Source organism: Candidatus Tisiphia endosymbiont of Beris chalybata (assembly GCF_964026555.1).
Taxonomy (GTDB): Bacteria; Pseudomonadota; Alphaproteobacteria; order Rickettsiales; family Rickettsiaceae; genus Tisiphia.
Map to the genome: position 1 here is coordinate 1 of NZ_OZ032159.1, position 13369 is coordinate 13369.

The following is a 13369-nucleotide window of genomic DNA, read 5'->3' on the forward strand; positions in this document are numbered from 1 at the left end:
ATGAAAAGTTATGGTGCTTGGTGGTTTTTATGCTCAATATATGCTGCTCTGACTTAAGGTATGAGCATAATATCAGGGCTGCCTCATATAAAAAATTATATAAGTAATATTGAATAAAAATTATTATAGTAGTGGTTACAAATAAGTGAGTGGTAACCATGAGAGAAGAAGAATTACGAGAAAGTTTTGAAGACTTTATTAATGGAATAAATGATCATAGAGTTGATAGGAATAAGCTTCATAGTGTGGAGGAGATTTTATTTTTGACTTTAACTGCAATTATTTGTGGAGCAGAAGGTTGGCGAGATATTGAACGATTTGGCAGGTTAAAATTAGAATTTTTACGTACGGTGTTTCCATATGCTAATGGAATTCCTTCTGACGATACGTTACGACGTTTTTTTCGAGTACTTGATCCTAAAACATTCAGCACATGCTTTACCGTTTGGGCAAGTAGCTTAAAACTTCCAAGTAGCACACATATAGCTATAGATGGGAAAGTGTCTCGTCATACATTCGATGGTGATAAGAATCCATTACATATGGTATCAGCTTTTGCTAGTGAATGTCGAACAGTGTTAGCACAAGAGAAAGTATCTGATAAAAGTAATGAAATTACAGCAATACCTAAATTACTTGGTATTCTAGACATAAAAGGAGCTATTGTTACCATTGATGCTATGGGCTGTCAAAGAGAGATTGCCCAAGCAATTATCGATAAAGAAGCAGATTACATATTATCATTAAAAGGTAATCAAGGAAATTTACACCAAGATATTAAGTTAGTATTTGCAGATAAAGAGTTGCTGAATGAATTGTCAGTTGATATCAATCAAACAACTGACGGAAGTGAGCATGGACGTATTGAAGAACGGATTTATCGAGCTGTTACTATGCCACAAGAATTACAGGAGCAACATAATTGGCCGGAGCTTAAGACAATTATAGAGGTTATAAGTAAACGAGAAATAAAAGGAGTTTTATCTGAAGAAACAAGATATTACATTAGCTCTTTAGAGCAAGAAGCAGTAAAAATCGGTATGGCAATCCGATCTCATTGGGCTATTGAGAATAGTGTGCACTGGATTTTGGATGTTAGTTTTAGAGATGATGATTCACGTATTAGAAAAGGTAATGCTCCTCAAAATATAGCTATTATTAAACACATGGCATTGAATGTATTACAGAAGGCTAAGCAAAAAAGGGATTCTATCAAGCAGCTTAGAAAAGCAGCTGGTTGGGATAATAATCAACTACTCACTATCTTACAGTATATTTAAGTGCGGCAGCCCTGCAGTTTATTACTGAATCTGTTGACTCGCTGGTAACTAATTTTCGTTCCTCTCAGCTTTGGTCAGATAGTCTTCAAAGCCAGTTTATGACTGCGCAAAGTAAAATGGGGTCATTAACTAATAGATCGAGTGAACTTAATTCTCAAGAACAAAGACAATCCGAGAGTCTGACCTTAAAATGGGCCCAAAGTGATTCAATGATTAAAGGTTTTTCATTTAGTGAAAATCAAGCGATCAAAGAATCTATTTTACAAGGGCAATCTCTTAACGAAAATTACGGTAGTAGTGAAAGAAAAGAAACCTCTACTAGTACTAATGCAAGTTTAGGGTTAAATTTAGGAGTTGTTAATGCAGGTGGAGGAGTAGGTGCTAATAATAGTAAAACTGAAGCCTATGATACATCAGCAAGCAAACAAAAAGCCTATAATGATGCTTTAGAAAAAGTAAAATCAGCTCAAAGAGATAATCGGATTAGTACTAGCAATGATGAAGTTAGATCATTAGGCCAAGATTTAATTAGTACCTGGAATGAACAACAATCAGTTAGTAGAGAAATAGCTAAAACAACGCAAACAATGCAACAATTATCCAACCAAAGAAACTATGTTGAGAGTAACTCCGCTACTATTGACCGCAACATGAATGAACCAGTTTTACAAGCAATTATTGCTCGAAATATCCCAGGAGTAACCAGCAAGGAACAAGCAGCTAGATGGGCAAGCCACCACAGTCATGAAGCTATGAACATAGCACAAGAAGTAGTTGGTATAAATAAACCATTACCCCAAAGTAATTGGAACGATAGTCACCCTCAAGTTAAAGATCTACAGTCAATTGATTCTATCATTAACAATACACCAATGACAACACAAGAGGACCTGAAAACCAACTATCTAGAATCAAATAATAGATTACAAGAGCAAGCTACTGTGACAGATAGCACAGGTGCATCAAAAGCATTAGCCGAATCAGTAAAATCTGATTTAAATAAAGGCAAAAAATTGTATAGTCAAAATGTAGATGAAATACTTGACAATCAATTGTCCAGCTCAGAAAGAGAGAAAGCAGTAGATCTTGAAATTACGACTGTTGATATCAAGGATGATAGTAACAAATTAAAAGAGCAATTTGATCAAACCAGCAATTCAACAATTGTTAGAACTGCGGGACGAGTAGTGGATAATATGAGGTTAAATACAGATGCTATCAAAAAGCAAAATATTACTTTGCCTTTAAGCAATAACAAGGATAATAAAAATTAATATTTTAAAAATAAAAAGTAATTTATGAGTATGATAAAAAAGTTAGTTGTAACTATCCTGTCATTGCTATTATTTAATATAACAATTGTAACCGCCAAAGAATCTTTAAACCAAGAGGTTACTAACAAACATAGACTGCAACAAAATATCCAAGATCAGGATTTAACTAACGATTCTGATCTCACTGCTGCAAAATCCTATTATGATAAAGGAATAGCTTTTAAAAGATTTAAAAAATATCAAGATGCCATAGAAAATTTTGACCTAGCCATTAAACATAAACATGATTATGCAGAAAGCTACTTGGAAAGAGGATGTTGTTTATTACACTTAGAAAAATATCAAAAAGCTATAGAGAATTTTGATCTCGCTATTAAATATCAACCTAATTATGTGGAAAGCTATTTAGAAAAAGGACATGCTTTATCAGAATTAGGAAAACAACATGCAGCTATAGAAAATTATAACATAGCTATAAAATACCAACCTGATTATTCAAATGCCTATCACAACAAGGGAGTAGCTTTTGAAAGGTTAGGGCAATATCAAGAAGCTATAGAAAATTATAATTTAGCAATTAAATACCAACCTAATGATGCACCGACATATTATAACAAGGGTATATCTTTAATAAAGTTAGGAAGATACCAAGAAGCTATAGAAAATTTTGACCTGGCTATACAATACAAACCTGAACTTACTGAAAGTTATCAAGAAAAAGGTCAAGTATTACAAAAACTTGGAAAATCTAAGGACGCTACAGAATTATTTAATAAAGCTAAATCGTTGTCAAAGTAAATTTTTTATCTACTAATAGATTAACCGCGCGTGTAGCCTTAAGAAAATGGCTAAAATCGCTATAATAACGCCATGTTCGACTTTTTTTTAAGATTGACAAAAGAATAGGATAGCCTAATAAGGTCATAGTTCAATTATCGAGAAAGAAGCTATGACCCTAGAAACGTTAATTCTGGATAAGAGAGTTATGAATATATAGATTAAAGTCAAGTTTTGTGGAAGGTTTAGTTTTTTTTAGAGAATAAGCAACTAGGGTAGAAAGAATATGAACAAAAGCATTAATAGGAGATCTATGTCTTGTATGTTCAAGATTCATTTTATTTTTTAAAAAATCAAAAACTGTTTCAATTAAGTTTCGTTTTCGAAGCAAGATTTTTTCCTTTAAATCCATTAATTTATTCGCCATATTTTTCTTAATTCCATGAATCATTTTTAAGCCTCTTTCATATAAATTTAAAAACAAATTTTGCTTGATATATCCCTTGTCAGCGGCCATAATGCCAGTTAATCCTTTAGTTAATTGCGCTACCGGAACTCTATCATCTACATTACCATTAGTCACTTTTAATGCCATAATTTCTCCTTGGTTATTAATTATTAAATGTAATTTAAAGCCATAAAAATATCCCATAGAGGATTTACTATGTTTGGCTAATCCTTTAAAAACTTTATTACTATAGCGTCGTTTATTGTGACAAGCTTTAATTGTTGTAGAGTCAATAAAATAAATACCTGTTTCTTGCCCAAATAATAAATGAATCAACATATTTAAGGGCATGAATAATCGCGGCATTAAAGCAACAAATCTGTTATAGCTTAGGGCGCTAGGGAAGTCGTTCTTATGTAAATATTCGACGTAAGTTTTATAGAAAAATTTAAAGTTCTTAGCATGCGATGTATGAAACATAATTATTATTGTTAACATTTCGCTTAAACTCATATTACAAGCGCGATCTCTCTGCTTATTGGATGGTAATAATTTGCTCTTTTCATATTCAAGATAAATTTTACAAAAATCATCTATAAAACTATATAATTCTGTGATATCTTTCTTCATGCCTACAGTTTGTTTTTTTGTTCAAAAACTTCAATACTGTAGGTTGCCTCCCTTGGCAATCCTTATTATACGCCATGTTCGACTTTTTTTTAAGATTGACAAAAGAATAGGATAGACTAATAAGGTCATAGTTCAATTATCGAGAAAGAAGCTATGACCCTAGAAGAGTTTATCATTACTGTGTATTGTTTCATAGAAGAAAAAATGACTATCTTAACGCCATGTTCGACTTTTTTTTAGCAGGTAACTAATTTTTCGAGTTGTGTTGGCACAAGTTTTAAAGACTTTGTCAAAAATGTAGCAATAGTATGAGCAAGTAATTTTCTAGCGATGCGAGATTGTAGATGCCAGTAACTCTTAACTCTGATAGCATTAATAGCAAAACGTTCTGTAAGCTGACCAATAACAGTTTCAATTAAACGACGAGTAGCAGTAATCCATTTAAGGAAATTCTTGGATCTATTATCCTTCATATTCTTTTTTAAAGGTGTTTGTAAATCAATGTTTTTGGTGGCCAATTCATCTTTTAAATCCTGACCAAGATAGCCTTTATCGCCCAGTACCATGCCACTAATATTAGGAGACATTACTTGCAGAGCTTCACGTTCAGACCCATTAGCAGGAGTTATCATGAATCCAGCTATTCGACCTTCTTCATTAATTAATACGTGTCCTAGAAAACCGTAATAATAGCTATCTTTCGAAGCGCAGTACCCATAGTCAGCGTATTCCTTAAAACATCGCCCTCTCGTTGCTCGGGCCAAATTTATTACAGGAATCGGTACCCCATCTATCATATGCAGATCTGATTTGCTTGCACTCTTAAACAAGTCGGCAAGCAGCATGTTCTTAATAGATAAAAGACCGCTACATTGCTTCACATAAGACGGTCTACTCTTTAGATTGGGAAACCATTCTTGAAAATGACGTTTAAAATATTCCCATATCTGCTTGTCTTGGTGCAAACCGATAAATTCTCCCACCACTTCCATTGTTAATGCTTCCACGTCACTTAAGCAAGGTGGAAATCCTGCTTTCCTTACTTTGATATTTTTGGTTATTATAGTCATTTTTTCTTCTATGAAACAATACACAGTAATGATAAACTCTTCTAGGGTCATAGCTTCTTTCTCGATAATTGAACTATGACCTTATTAGGCTATCCTATTCTTTTGTCAATCTTAAAAAAAAGTCGAACATGGCGTTTATTATCTATTATCCTCCCATATTCCCCTTATCCAGAATTAACGTTAGAAGAGTTTATCATTACTGTGTATTGTTTCATAGAAGAAAAAATGACTATAATAACCAAAAATATCAAAGTAAGGAAAGCAGGATTTCCACCTTGCTTAAGTGACGTGGAAGCATTAACAATGGAAGTGGTGGGAGAATTTATCGGTTTGCACCAAGACAAGCAGATATGGGAATATTTTAAACGTCATTTTCAAGAATGGTTTCCCAATCTAAAGAGTAGACCGTCTTATGTGAAGCAATGTAGCGGTCTTTTATCTATTAAGAACATGCTGCTTGCCGACTTGTTTAAGAGTGCAAGCAAATCAGATCTGCATATGATAGATGGGGTACCGATTCCTGTAATAAATTTGGCCCGAGCAACGAGAGGGCGATGTTTTAAGGAATACGCTGACTATGGGTACTGCGCTTCGAAAGATAGCTATTATTACGGTTTTCTAGGACACGTATTAATTAATGAAGAAGGTCGAATAGCTGGATTCATGATAACTCCTGCTAATGGGTCTGAACGTGAAGCTCTGCAAGTAATGTCTCCTAATATTAGTGGCATGGTACTGGGCGATAAAGGCTATCTTGGTCAGGATTTAAAAGATGAATTGGCCACCAAAAACATTGATTTACAAACACCTTTAAAAAAGAATATGAAGGATAATAGATCCAAGAATTTCCTTAAATGGATTACTGCTACTCGTCGTTTAATTGAAACTGTTATTGGTCAGCTTACAGAACGTTTTGCTATTAATGCTATCAGAGTTAAGAGTTACTGGCATCTACAATCTCGCATCGCTAGAAAATTACTTGCTCATACTATTGCTACATTTTTGACAAAGTCTTTAAAACTTGTGCCAACACAACTCGAAAAATTAGTTACCTGCTAAAAAAAAGTCGAACATGGCGTTAAGATAGTGAGTAGTTGATTATTATCCCAACCAGCTGCTTTTCTAAGCTGCTTGATAGAATCCCTTTTTTGCTTAGCCTTCTGTAATACATTCAATGCCATGTGTTTAATAATAGCTATATTTTGAGGAGCATTACCTTTTCTAATACGTGAATCATCATCTCTAAAACTAACATCCAAAATCCAGTGCACACTATTCTCAATAGCCCAATGAGATCGGATTGCCATACCGATTTTTACTGCTTCTTGCTCTAAAGAGCTAATGTAATATCTTGTTTCTTCAGATAAAACTCCTTTTATTTCTCGTTTACTTATAACCTCTATAATTGTCTTAAGCTCCGGCCAATTATGTTGCTCCTGTAATTCTTGTGGCATAGTAACAGCTCGATAAATCCGTTCTTCAATACGTCCATGCTCACTTCCGTCAGTTGTTTGATTGATATCAACTGACAATTCATTCAGCAACTCTTTATCTGCAAATACTAACTTAATATCTTGGTGTAAATTTCCTTGATTACCTTTTAATGATAGTATGTAATCTGCTTCTTTATCGATAATTGCTTGGGCAATCTCTCTTTGACAGCCCATAGCATCAATGGTAACAATAGCTCCTTTTATGTCTAGAATACCAAGTAATTTAGGTATTGCTGTAATTTCATTACTTTTATCAGATACTTTCTCTTGTGCTAACACTGTTCGACATTCACTAGCAAAAGCTGATACCATATGTAATGGATTCTTATCACCATCGAATGTATGACGAGACACTTTCCCATCTATAGCTATATGTGTGCTACTTGGAAGTTTTAAGCTACTTGCCCAAACGGTAAAGCATGTGCTGAATGTTTTAGGATCAAGTACTCGAAAAAAACGTCGTAACGTATCGTCAGAAGGAATTCCATTAGCATATGGAAACACCGTACGTAAAAATTCTAATTTTAACCTGCCAAATCGTTCAATATCTCGCCAACCTTCTGCTCCACAAATAATTGCAGTTAAAGTCAAAAATAAAATCTCCTCCACACTATGAAGCTTATTCCTATCAACTCTATGATCATTTATTCCATTAATAAAGTCTTCAAAACTTTCTCGTAATTCTTCTTCTCTCATGGTTACCACTCACTTATTTGTAACCACTACTATAATAATTTTTATTCAATATTACTTATATAATTTTTTATATGAGGCAGCCCTGCGATTATGCTGTATGGCAATATCATTCCTATTACCACCTGTTAGAAACCCTTCTATTATATGTCCTACTATAGTCATAACAAAGTGTAATTTTGTGCTCATACCACCCTTACTTTTTCCCTTGCTTTGGATCCCCCTTTTAAACCGCCACCATGTCGATGCAGTTTAAATATTGTACTATCAGCAATTACTATATTAATCAGCAACTTTTTACTTTGTTGTAATATCATTAGAATCTTCCACCATATTCCTTTCTCACTACCCCTTTTAACACGTTGATAGATTGTATGCCAACATCCATAACATTTTGGTAAATCTCTCCATGGTATCCCAGTTCTTAGTACATACATTATTCCACAAAATACCTTATAATGACTAATTTTTGGTGGCCGTCCCTTCCAAATATAATTCTTCTCTATAATTGGTTGTATTTCTTTTTCAAAAAATCTTTGCTCTACAGGAAACAAACGTTGATCCATTAAATCTCTCCTTGTTCTTTCCTGTATAATATAGCATATTCTTTTAATATTTATACACCTTTGTTAACAGTGTCTAGAAATCTACCCTTTTCTATTTTCATTGCCTCATTCATAAGAATTTGAAAAGCTTCGCTCATACCTTCAAATTCCTTCTCACTAATTGTTGCCATTAATGATTCCATTGTGTTATTCTTTTCTTGATAGTACATATTCTATCTCTTCTTGGTTTTTTTCACTTCAAAAGATAAAATATGGGCTATCGCTTTGCAACAACTGTTACACCTATCTTGCTCCGCCTACCTAATGCAATTTTACAGCAAATTTGTTACACTAACAAATTTGGGCAGGAAATTTATAGGTTCTGTTCTACTTAGTACTTGAATCTTCATGTTCTAGGTGATACTTTTGTTTTGATTGACTTACATAATACAAATATAGCTATTCTGGAAAGGTTTTTACCATAGTTTGGGTAAAATTATTGATCAACAATATGAAAACTTTTGTCAGGCAATTACTCAAACTATGGTAAAAACCTTTCCGTGTTAACTATAGATGTAATATAGGTAATCACAATTATGGTAACTAGTTTTAAAAAGGATAGGGTATTCATCATAAGTTAAGTGGAGGATATAATGGAAGATATAGAGCGGGCCAAGAAGGATGAAGAACAGCATCGTTTAGTATTTGAAGCGGTAACAAGTATCTTTGATAAGCAAAGCTTAAAAATAGATGATAGCCTTAAAGATGATATAAGAAACATGACAAATCCATTGTTAAAAGTGGCTAACCTTTATGGCCCAGTTGGAGAACAAGCGAATTCCAATATGGAGATTTATGCTAATGAATTTAATAAATTATTGCAACGCTACAAACCACTAACTAATAATATTACAACACTAGTGGACGCTATTGAAAAAAATGTCATAGGGAAAGAGACTCCTGCGGGTAGAGCTGAATTCATTAAAGAATATACCGATCGAGTATTAGGGGGGTGTGATATTCCATTGGAGAATTATCACGATAGAATACCAACTACCCAAGAAAATGAAAGTTTGTTCAATGAAATCGAAAACACACTGAAGCAATATGGCCCACTTTTAGCTGGTTTAATGCCACAAATAAAACAAGACATACGCAATACGAAAATGTTGCATAATGTTGAGATTCCTATTAATATGTTGGAGGGGGCAGGTACGGATAATTATCTAAAGACATTTGACGAATTTTTGACTAGGTCTAAAGGGCCGTGGGGTCAAAAAGAACAAGTGATAAATGATGAGATCATAATAAAGTTAGCAAATATTTATGATAAACTTACTACTGATATGCCTAAGGGACGAGCTGATGAGCTTAAGCAAAAAATGGATGATAAATTAAAAACCCAGGGGTTGGATAGAAAAAATTGGCAGGAAATACAATCTCAATATCAAGTAATAGAAGATATTATTACTAATCTTGAAACAATAGCAAATAAGCAAAATTTGGGTCAAGACATAGGTGCATCTAATGCTGTTAAATTTAAAAAGAAAGTAGAATTAATCAAACAATCGCTTAAGAACCAGTCTACTATTGCCCCTAGTATTAGAAAAGAGTTTCCTGAATTGCTTACACCGCTTGGTAACTGTAACGATTATAATATTAGGGGTAGGGTGAAAGAAAAAGTTTTTACGCAAGGACTTGAGGAGTTAAAGAATTGGTGTATAAGCACACAGAAAGAGCTGAATAACCCTAAGCATAAATTGGAAGAATTAAGAAATGTTATAGATAACGCCCTTAAATATATAGGGAATGCACTATTGTATGGACTCTACAAAACTCTAGGAGAGAACATAACGGCAGGAGAAGGATTAGGGAATAATATTCCTGATAAATTTCAAGAAGCACAGAAAGAGTATCGTCAATCTGTTCAAATATTCACAAATGCTAGCAACATGCATAACAATTTAAAAGCGATTACTCAAACAGTTAGCTCATATGTAGCACCTAATAAACAGCCCCCTGTAAGTAAGAGTTCTATCGTGCCTTCAACACTACACAGTAATAAGCAGAGTAATAAGCAGGGACCTCCTACACGAGGATAAAAATTGTAGATTATTCCCGAACCAAAGCATATAGTCCTCGAACTAATGGAATTCGTGACCGTTCAGTGTGCCAAGAACTAACTATGGAAATAGTTGGATGCTTAGTGATTCATGGTGGTAGGCCCACCGAGATCGGTTAGCACGAGCAGATCTCAAACGACCTCACGGTGCTGTCTCTTTCAAGGAGATGGTGTTGAGCGGATGTGGAAAAGGCGACGCAGGTCGTCACGTAGGACTCAAGGAGGTGAACGAGAGTGAACCATTGAAGAGGTATCGAAAACACGTTTTTTTTCTGTCAAAACCAAGGAGTCTGAACGGTCTTTGGGATAAGATTGACCGGTAATGTGTGTTTTGGGTCAATGACAGACGGTATAGAAATGGCACGAACTTGAGTTAGGGAATCGCATAGAACTTGGGAACCATCTATGTTTATCTTCCAGTAGATGGGGCGGATAGAAAAGTAGTAGTGATGAAGACTTAGAAATAAGCTGGAGCGAAGGATTCTACTTTTTGGGACATGGAAGATTAAACAACCGCAAGGAAGGATAAGGTACAAAATGTCAAGACAATATAATGTGACTCAAACTGAAGTTTTGGATGCTTGGAAGAGTGTTCGAAAAGCAGGTGGAGCATGTGGTTATGATAAACAAACTATCCAAGATATAGAGGCGGATCTGGACAACCAGATTTACAAAATATGGAATAGGATGTCTTCTGGTAGCGATATGGCCAAACCTGTGCTTTTAGTAGACCTCTTGCATAACCTAAAGATAATTGAAGAATTTTTAGGAGAAACGAAGTCGAGTACCGCAGCGTACATAGACGTACGTGAGGAACAGAGAGGAGTTTCGACGACAAAATTACCAATTAGATTAGGTTATGCAAGAGGTCTATTATTGTTAGAAAAAAATTTAAACCATTTATAGAATTTTACCACCCTTTTTTTTATCGCCTATTAATTACTCAATTTTTATCTCCTTGCAGCGGAATGAGAGTTGAAGATAAATACCTGTACGCACCTTAATGGTCTATGCTATACTTAAGTGTACGAGTATGAGAGGATTTGAGCCTAGACTCATTGCTCCAATTACCACTTGTTAGCAATGAAGTGATAAGGGCTATTTGCACTGGCAGTAGCTCTCTATAAAAAAACAACAATTAATTTATTATGTTCAGCTTATGTTTAAATTTTATATTAAAGGTACATTAATGCATCTCTCATTTATGACTATGTTATTATTAACTACTATGCTAAGTTCTTGTAATACTATGCAAGGGATGGGTAAAGATTTACAAGCGGGAGGTAAAAAATTAGAACATTCTGCAGAAACACACAAACCAGCTAAATAGAAGAAACGGGATTTTTCTCTCTAAAGCCGCAGTTAGGAAACAAAGATATTAGGATTATTAATTGAGTTTTTATATATATACTGTTCGTACCTGAAGAGTTGGTAGACGAAGGTCAACTTCAAGAAGAGCAAAGAGGGTCAAATTCCATAGTACCCTACGATTTTGGGTTGGAGGGTTGATTTAGGGAGGGAAGAAGTAGTATAAGGTTGATATTTTTTGAGAAACTATGCACCAAATACTACTTCAAGAATTGATTTTATATATAGACGGAAATAAATCAAGATTAAAATGTTTGTCTGGGATGATAATCAGTTTAATAACTGGAGGTTCTATCGACCCAAAGGGTTTAGCGCTTGGTATTTCAGGTGATGCTAAAGCATCGTCAAAAATCCATAGGATTTATCGATTGTTAAAAGAATTTACTTTTGATTATATGAAGGTTGCATCATTACTGTTAAGCTTGTTCGGTGTAGGAAATTATGTTGTAGCAATGGATCGAACAAATTGGAAATTTGGTAAAACAGATATTAATATTTTGTTTTTAGTAATTGTAATTGGTAAGATATCAGTGCCAATATATTGGCATTCTTTATCGCATGGTGGAGCTTGTTCTAAAGAATTTATGGAAGAATTTTTGCAGAAGTTTATTGACAATTTTGGGGTTGAAAAAATAAAATATTTACTTGCTGATCGAGAATTTATGAATAAAGAATGGTTAAATTTCTTAATAGATAATCATATAAGATTTGCTATTCCCCTAAGAACGGATCACCAAATTCGTCTTGAGAAAGGTTTAAAAACTTTAACGATTGGAAAAATAGACCTCTTGCATAACCTAATCTAATTGGTAATTTTGTCGTCGAAACTCCTCTCTGTTCCTCACGTACGTCTATGTACGCTGCGGTACTCGACTTCGTTTCTCCTAAAAATTCTTCAATTATCTTTAGGTTATGCAAGAGGTCTAATATTTAATGATCTCAAAGCCTTAAAATATAAGGTTTGTGCTGGAATATTGTGGGATAGAAAAGTCAATTTTGCTGCATATAGAAATGATAAAAATGAACTGATGGTTTTGGTGTCATCAATTGAGGTCGAAGTTGATATTTTCGCTTTATATAGGTACCGCTGGTCCATCGAACGGTTGTTTAAGCATCTCAAAAGCGGAGGCTTTGATATTGAAAAAAGTCACTTAGTAAATTTGGATAGATTCAAAAAATTATTGGTGGTAACTGCTATTGCTTCAGCTTTAATAGTTAAGAATGGCTTAATACAAAATTCACTAAACCCAATCCGTATAAAACTCCAAAAAACCACTGAAAAACAATTATTTTCATTATTTACTTACGGGTTTGATCATATTAAAAATATCTTTTATCAATCTATCATTAATAGCTGTAACTCAACTAATACGCACCTTATTAATACCTCCAAAAATAGAACTTCTTACTACTTACTCTGCCTCCCTACAAAAATCGTAGGGTACTCGCGCACCGGAGCGTACATATTAGTGTGAGGAGCCTCGATCTTTAGGGCACGACGACGCCAATTCTTGAAGTTCACCTAGTATAGTATAGTCCATTAAGGTGCGTACAGGGTATTTATCTTCAAGTATGCATAACTACTATGCTTCCCGCATACTATCATGTATGTATCATAATAGCCTAAGCTATATACACGTTGTGCTGCTCGACTTTGCTAACGTGTCTA

17 protein-coding genes are annotated in these 13369 nt (G+C 34.3%); 9 read left to right on the top strand and 8 right to left on the bottom strand.

Annotation, left to right across the window (positions count from 1 at the left end):
• The first annotated feature begins 158 nt into the window (after window positions 1-158).
• The 3 genes from AAGD44_RS00005 (at window position 159) to AAGD44_RS00015 (ending at window position 3352) form a co-directional block, all read left to right on the top strand.
• Window positions 159-1280, top strand: a complete 1122-nt coding sequence (locus AAGD44_RS00005; RefSeq protein WP_341763535.1) for an ISAs1 family transposase — start codon at window positions 159-161, stop codon at window positions 1278-1280.
• Window positions 1281-1378: 98 nt separating this feature from the next.
• Window positions 1379-2554: a hypothetical protein gene (locus AAGD44_RS00010; protein WP_341763536.1), complete on the top strand. Its 1176-nt coding sequence runs from the start codon at window positions 1379-1381 to the stop codon at window positions 2552-2554.
• Window positions 2555-2584: 30 nt separating this feature from the next.
• The gene (locus AAGD44_RS00015; RefSeq protein ID WP_341763537.1) at window positions 2585-3352 is read left to right on the top strand and encodes a tetratricopeptide repeat protein; all 768 of its coding nucleotides are present in this window, start codon (window positions 2585-2587) and stop codon (window positions 3350-3352) included.
• Here the strand turns inward: AAGD44_RS00015 and AAGD44_RS00020 are convergent.
• The 3 genes from AAGD44_RS00020 to AAGD44_RS00030 form a co-directional block, all read right to left on the bottom strand.
• Window positions 3333-3479 (bottom strand): hypothetical protein, encoded by a 147-nt coding sequence (locus AAGD44_RS00020; protein WP_341763538.1) that lies wholly within the window; start codon window positions 3477-3479, stop codon window positions 3333-3335. The genes AAGD44_RS00015 and AAGD44_RS00020 overlap by 20 nt on opposite strands.
• A gap of 39 nt (window positions 3480-3518) precedes the next feature.
• A complete protein-coding gene (locus AAGD44_RS00025) occupies window positions 3519-4409 on the bottom strand; it encodes an IS982 family transposase (protein ID WP_341763461.1) in 891 nt (296 codons plus the stop codon).
• Window positions 4410-4645: 236 nt separating this feature from the next.
• Window positions 4646-5530 carry an IS982 family transposase gene (locus tag AAGD44_RS00030; RefSeq protein WP_341763539.1) on the bottom strand — a complete coding sequence of 295 codons (885 nt, stop codon included), beginning with the start codon at window positions 5528-5530 and terminating at the stop codon, window positions 4646-4648.
• 24 nt (window positions 5531-5554) lie between these two features.
• On the opposite strand from AAGD44_RS00030, the gene AAGD44_RS00035 reads away from it, so the two are divergent.
• The gene (locus tag AAGD44_RS00035; protein ID WP_341763540.1) at window positions 5555-6538 is read left to right on the top strand and encodes an IS982 family transposase; all 984 of its coding nucleotides are present in this window, start codon (window positions 5555-5557) and stop codon (window positions 6536-6538) included.
• Here AAGD44_RS00035 and AAGD44_RS00040 read toward each other — a convergent pair.
• Genes AAGD44_RS00040 through AAGD44_RS00055 form a run of 4 tightly spaced genes read right to left on the bottom strand, consistent with a single transcriptional unit; the run spans window position 6535 to window position 8440 of the window.
• A complete protein-coding gene (locus tag AAGD44_RS00040; protein WP_341763596.1) occupies window positions 6535-7668 on the bottom strand; it encodes an ISAs1 family transposase in 1134 nt (377 codons plus the stop codon). The genes AAGD44_RS00035 and AAGD44_RS00040 overlap by 4 nt on opposite strands.
• Before the next feature lie 51 nt (window positions 7669-7719).
• On the bottom strand, window positions 7720-7854 hold the full coding sequence (locus AAGD44_RS00045) for a hypothetical protein (RefSeq protein ID WP_341764066.1): 135 nt from the start codon (window positions 7852-7854) through the stop codon (window positions 7720-7722).
• On the bottom strand, window positions 7851-8231 hold the full coding sequence (locus AAGD44_RS00050) for a transposase (RefSeq protein ID WP_341764067.1): 381 nt from the start codon (window positions 8229-8231) through the stop codon (window positions 7851-7853). Before AAGD44_RS00050 ends, AAGD44_RS00045 begins: the two co-directional genes overlap by 4 nt.
• Before the next feature lie 50 nt (window positions 8232-8281).
• Entirely contained in the window at window positions 8282-8440 is a 159-nt protein-coding gene (locus AAGD44_RS00055; RefSeq protein ID WP_341764068.1) for a hypothetical protein, read from the bottom strand.
• Window positions 8441-8863: 423 nt separating this feature from the next.
• On the opposite strand from AAGD44_RS00055, the gene AAGD44_RS00060 reads away from it, so the two are divergent.
• From AAGD44_RS00060 to AAGD44_RS00075, 4 genes are all read left to right on the top strand, one after another.
• Window positions 8864-10312, top strand: coding sequence for a hypothetical protein (locus AAGD44_RS00060; protein ID WP_341764069.1), 1449 nt, complete (start codon window positions 8864-8866; stop codon window positions 10310-10312).
• 557 nt (window positions 10313-10869) lie between these two features.
• Window positions 10870-11238, top strand: coding sequence for a palindromic element RPE1 domain-containing protein (locus AAGD44_RS00065; RefSeq protein WP_341764070.1), 369 nt, complete (start codon window positions 10870-10872; stop codon window positions 11236-11238).
• Window positions 11239-11491: 253 nt separating this feature from the next.
• Window positions 11492-11662: an entericidin A/B family lipoprotein gene (locus AAGD44_RS00070; protein WP_410520982.1), complete on the top strand. Its 171-nt coding sequence runs from the start codon at window positions 11492-11494 to the stop codon at window positions 11660-11662.
• A 226-nt stretch (window positions 11663-11888) separates the two neighbouring features.
• Window positions 11889-12506: a transposase gene (locus tag AAGD44_RS00075; protein WP_341763778.1), complete on the top strand. Its 618-nt coding sequence runs from the start codon at window positions 11889-11891 to the stop codon at window positions 12504-12506.
• Here AAGD44_RS00075 and AAGD44_RS00080 read toward each other — a convergent pair.
• Complete coding sequence (locus tag AAGD44_RS00080; RefSeq protein WP_341763779.1) at window positions 12412-12618, bottom strand: palindromic element RPE1 domain-containing protein; 207 nt, start codon at window positions 12616-12618, stop codon at window positions 12412-12414. The two genes, AAGD44_RS00075 and AAGD44_RS00080, sit on opposite strands and share 95 nt — an antisense overlap.
• Window positions 12619-12674: 56 nt before the next feature.
• On the opposite strand from AAGD44_RS00080, the gene AAGD44_RS00085 reads away from it, so the two are divergent.
• On the top strand, window positions 12675-13175 hold the full coding sequence (locus AAGD44_RS00085; protein ID WP_341764071.1) for a transposase: 501 nt from the start codon (window positions 12675-12677) through the stop codon (window positions 13173-13175).
• The last annotated feature ends 194 nt before the right edge of the window (window positions 13176-13369 follow it).